Raw genomic sequence first — 4534 nt, forward strand, 5'->3', positions numbered from 1 at the left:
GATGGTCAGATCGGGGGCATAAGAAGAAAAATTATTCGGATTGTTGCTTGGTGTTAAGCCGTCGGAAGCAAAAGCATCTCTCCTCAACTGCAAATACTGCGCCGTGTTTAGCAATTGAACTGGACGACCAACCGAATTAACGCTTGTGTTTACGTTTAGGCTGAAAGAGGTAGGACCAGTTTTTCCTTTTTTAGTGGTAATAAGAATAACACCATTAGCGCCCTTTGATCCATAAATAGAGGTTGCGTCGGCATCTTTAAGAATACTGATACTTTCTATATCTGCGGGATTGATATTATTAAATGGGCTGATACCTACGGAGCTTGGACTGAGATTTGCTGATCCGCCTTGAGCAGCCAAAAGTGAAGCAAATTGGCTCACATTATTGTTTTGGGTAGCAAACGGAACGCCATCAACTATAAATAAGGGCTGATCATAAGGTTTTTTAGGGTTTAAAGTAGAGTTTAAGGTATTTTGTCCCCTGATCTGAACCAGTACTTGTGAGCCAGGAATACCACTGGTTGAAGTTACGGCTAACCCGGGAGCCTGTCCTTGCAAGGCCAATAAAGGATTGGTTACAGGTTGTTTTTCAATATTTTCGGCGGTAACTGTATTTACAGAAGCAACACTAAAACGCTTGGATTGTGCACCGTAAGCGATAACTTGAATTTCATTTAGTGGATTATCACTTAATTTAAGTTTAATAAACCCTAAACTTGACTTAGCTTTTACCTCTTTGTCAGCGTACCCAATAAATGAAATGATTAAAGTGGCTTTCTCATCAACGCCATTTAATGTAAACGAACCATCCTGACCAGTTTTAGTTATTATTTTACTATCCTTTACTTTAATAGTAGCTCCAATAAGAGGTCTTCCGTTTTCATCGGTTACGAGGCCAGACACCTTAATATCATCTAGGTACAGTTTTATTTTTTCGATAAAAGAGGCCATAGATTTCTTTTTTATAGCTACTTTTTTCCCTTCAATTTCATAGCTGAGATCAAGCCCGCTAAAAGTGCTGCGCAATGCTTCTTCAATGCTTACATTGTGAATGCTTATATCTATTTTTTGATCATCAGATATAATCTTTCCATCATAGAAGAAATCGAATCCGCTTTGCTTCCTGATTTCCTTCAAAACAGATTTTAGCGGTATATTCTTTTGCTCTATTGTGATTCGCTGTGCAAAGGTTGCAGCTGTAACTTGCATGAGAGACGCTATTAAAATCACGGTGGTTAGTCGCATAATTAGCAGCATTTTATGGTATAGCCTATTAGGCATACCAAGTTTCTTAGTATAATTTTTATACATTTGTTTGATTTGGTTAATGCAGAATGCCTCTACTTTCCACGGACAAGGCAACTGCTGTTTCTAGTTGATAATTTTATTGGCTTGAGCCAAATATGACCAGGTCTTACTTTAAGATCTGGTTATTTTTTTGTTTTTTAATCCATAAGTCCTTTCTGTAATTTGATGATTTGCCTGAGTTCATTCATCTGTTCAATTGATATAATCATTTGTAAACGTATACTTTCCGCCCTTCGACTTTAAAGTGGACTAAGCCTGAGGATTCAATTAATTTTAAAATTGAAGATAGATTGCTTCCCCGCGAAACCCAACCTCCTGTTTCCATATCATCTGTAATGGAGGCATCATAGATGATCTCAACATCATACCACCTCGCAATTTTTCTCATCGCTACCTTAAAATTAACCTTATCTAGATTGAAGTCACCATTCTTCCAATCCACTACAGTTTGTACATCGACATGATTTACAGCCATCGAGTTGCCTTTATTAATTGCCTGTTCTCCTGGTTTGAGAATCTTCTGAAATCTTCCTGATGTTATCTTAACTGAACCTTCCATTAAAGTTGTTTCAATTCCTGGTTCATCATTGTAGCTGTTTACATTAAAATGGGTACCCAGAACCTCTATTTCCTGTTTATTGGTTTGTACAACGAAAGGATGGGCTTTATCCTTGAAAATCTCGAAATAAGCTTCTCCCTGGAGTTGTACTTTTCGAATTCCGTGCTGATTTAAAGAAGTGCTATAGGTCAAACTTGAGGCTGCGTTCATCCAGACTTTAGATTTGTCTGGTAAAGTTAAAATGTAGGTTTCACCATTCGCGGTGGTCAAAGTATTGATTTTGTCAGATGTTCCGGAGTGTCCTTTCATTTCATAGACAACCTGTCCATCAGCAGTTTTAAGGATACTGGTTCCTGCCTCATTTGCTAGTTCCCCCTTCCGTGCATCTCCAAGGCTAATCTTTTTACCATTGGCTAAAGTCAATGTAGCGCCGACTTTACCTGGAGCAATGTCACTTACATAGGCATGATTAACTGATTCTTTGTTTTTGGTTCCTTTATAATAAAATAATCCGGCACCAACGACGATTGCTGCAATAGCGGCCGCTAAGAAATAACGAGGCCACAATGGAATTCTTTTTACAGCTTGGACATTTTGAGAAATCTCTGGAATTCCGCTCCTCACTTTTTCCCAGCCTAAATTCTCGTCAAATGTCCTGAATTTTGCAAGCTTGGACTGTAGTTTGTTTTCTTGACTTAATTCTTCAAAAAGATTCTGGTTGGCTTGATCTGCGGCAAGCCAGGTCTCTAACCTTTGCATGGAATTAATATCGATCTCTCCCTTCTGGTAGAGGCTGATTAAAGTTGCAATATCAAATTCTTTGTCAAACATATTTCTATTTGTTAGCGCCAATTATAAACTTGGTCAATTATTATTAACCCACATATAACATAGAAACAACAAATCGGGAAAACGCCCTAGTGAAATCTGATATTTTTATTTTTTATTTAAAAAAATGAACATTGCCAGCATTAGGGCGTCAGAAACCTTCTTTTTTAGAAATGAATTGTGCAATATTTCAATAGCACGTGACTTATAATTACGGACTGTTTTAACAGAAATGCCCATGATTTCTGCTATTTCATCAGTCTTTTTACCTTCAAAGTAGATCATCGAAAAGACTTTACTACATTGCTCTGGCAGTTGCTCCACCTCTTGATTCAATACATTTAAAAACTCTGACTCTACGACTTGGTTCAAAACCACATCATCAATATCACTAAGGTGCCTAACGTATTCTTCTTGTCTGATGGTTCTACGTTCCAATTGTTTTAAGAAATTTAGGCTTGCATTTCGGCATGTTATGAATAAAAATGCTTTGATATTTTCATTCTTTTCAAAGCTATCTTTTCGGTCCCAGAGTTTTATAAATGAAATGGCTGCTATGTCCTCAGCTTCGGCATCATCCTGGATCATCTTACTCACAAAATAGCATAAGGAGCGGTAGTGTAACCTAAAAAAGTAAGCTAAGGCCTTTTCATTGCCCTTTCTGAATTCATCAATCCAGTAATGCTCGTCTTTGGTTAGTTTTTCCATTTACAGTTTTGCCTATGAAGGCGCAATATCTGCATTTATATCGAAATTGTAAATTCTTGCACAAATGATCATGATGGAATTTGTAATACCGAACGCCCTCCTATGTAATGTATTGTTTAATATTAACATGCAGGAAATCCATCACTGCATGTCTTTTTTCAACTATTATCGAAAAATAATACCGCGCACAAAGTACCAAAGCGCTGGTAAGCTCTTCTTGTTTATTTTATCATTCAATTGGTGCCGCAAAGCGGTTGAAGTGTTTAACCTGATATCCCGACTTTATCAATCCAGGTAAAAAATCATCTGTTTTACCCACAATAACGATCCTTGCATTGTCGCAGGAAAAATACTTCTTGCTAACACGCAAAACGTCATCTGCCGTAACCGCATTCAATTTCTGAAGATAAGTACGGTAAAAATCTTTCGGCAGGTTATTAATCAAAATATTGCTGGCAAAGCCTGCTGCACGCGAAGGATTTTCTAAACCCAAAGCAAAAGAACCATTATACAGGTTTTTTGCACTCTGTAAGAGTTCAGGACTAACTTTTTCCATACGCATTACATTAATCTCCCTTAAAAATTCAACCACTGCGCTGTCCACTTTCTCATTCCTTACCGATGCTGATGCAGAAAAAGTGGATTGCCATCTTCCGGAACCTATATGGGAATAAGCACCATAGGTAAAACCGTGTTTTTCCCGCAGGTTTCTAAAAAGTTTGGCATCGGCACCCCCACCCAAGATTTCATTAGCGAGCAATACGGCATGAAAATCTGGGCTACTTAGTGGCAGATCTATCAGATTAGTTACCGTAATCTCAGACTGAACTGCGTTAGGTATATTTACAACATTTACCTCTGTTTTAACCGGGTTGTTGACTTTAGTTAAAACGGGAACAGTCAGCGTAGCACCTTTCCAATCTCCAAATGCTCTAGTTGCCAGAGCAATTGCGTCTTCCGGTTCTATATCTCCAACAAAGGTCAGATAGCCTCTTGAAGGTGTTACATAGTTTTTATAGGCAGCTTTGACATCCTCAAGTGTAATGGAATTGATGCTTTGTTCCGTTTCAAATTGCCCCTTAGGATGGTTGAGTCCAAATGAAAGCGCATTAACCACACGTTCTGATGTGG

The 4534-nt window shown here is 38.1% G+C and carries 4 protein-coding genes; all 4 read right to left on the reverse strand.

Annotated features, from left to right (window positions below):
- Nucleotides 1–1209, reverse strand: a 1209-nt coding sequence (locus tag VNZ46_RS22685; protein WP_325562881.1) for a SusC/RagA family TonB-linked outer membrane protein, incomplete at its 3' end; no start/stop codon positions are given.
- Nucleotides 1210–1513: 304 nt separating this feature from the next.
- Nucleotides 1514–2698, reverse strand: a complete 1185-nt coding sequence (locus tag VNZ46_RS22690) for a FecR family protein (protein WP_316834914.1) — start codon at nucleotides 2696–2698, stop codon at nucleotides 1514–1516.
- 105 nt (nucleotides 2699–2803) lie between these two features.
- Entirely contained in the window at nucleotides 2804–3403 is a 600-nt protein-coding gene (locus tag VNZ46_RS22695; RefSeq protein WP_316834913.1) for an RNA polymerase sigma-70 factor, read from the reverse strand.
- A 229-nt stretch (nucleotides 3404–3632) separates the two neighbouring features.
- On the reverse strand, nucleotides 3633–4534 hold a 902-nt coding region (locus VNZ46_RS22700), incomplete at its 5' end, for a pitrilysin family protein (RefSeq protein WP_325562883.1).

The organism is Pedobacter sp., assembly GCF_035566355.1.
Classification (GTDB): Bacteria; Bacteroidota; Bacteroidia; order Sphingobacteriales; family Sphingobacteriaceae; genus Pedobacter.

Coding starts and splice junctions, on each gene's coding strand:
- VNZ46_RS22690 (WP_316834914.1), bottom strand. CDS start 2,698: ATGTTTGACAAAGAATTTGATATTGCAACTTTAATCAGCCTCTACCAG.
- VNZ46_RS22695 (WP_316834913.1), bottom strand. CDS start 3,403: ATGGAAAAACTAACCAAAGACGAGCATTACTGGATTGATGAATTCAGA.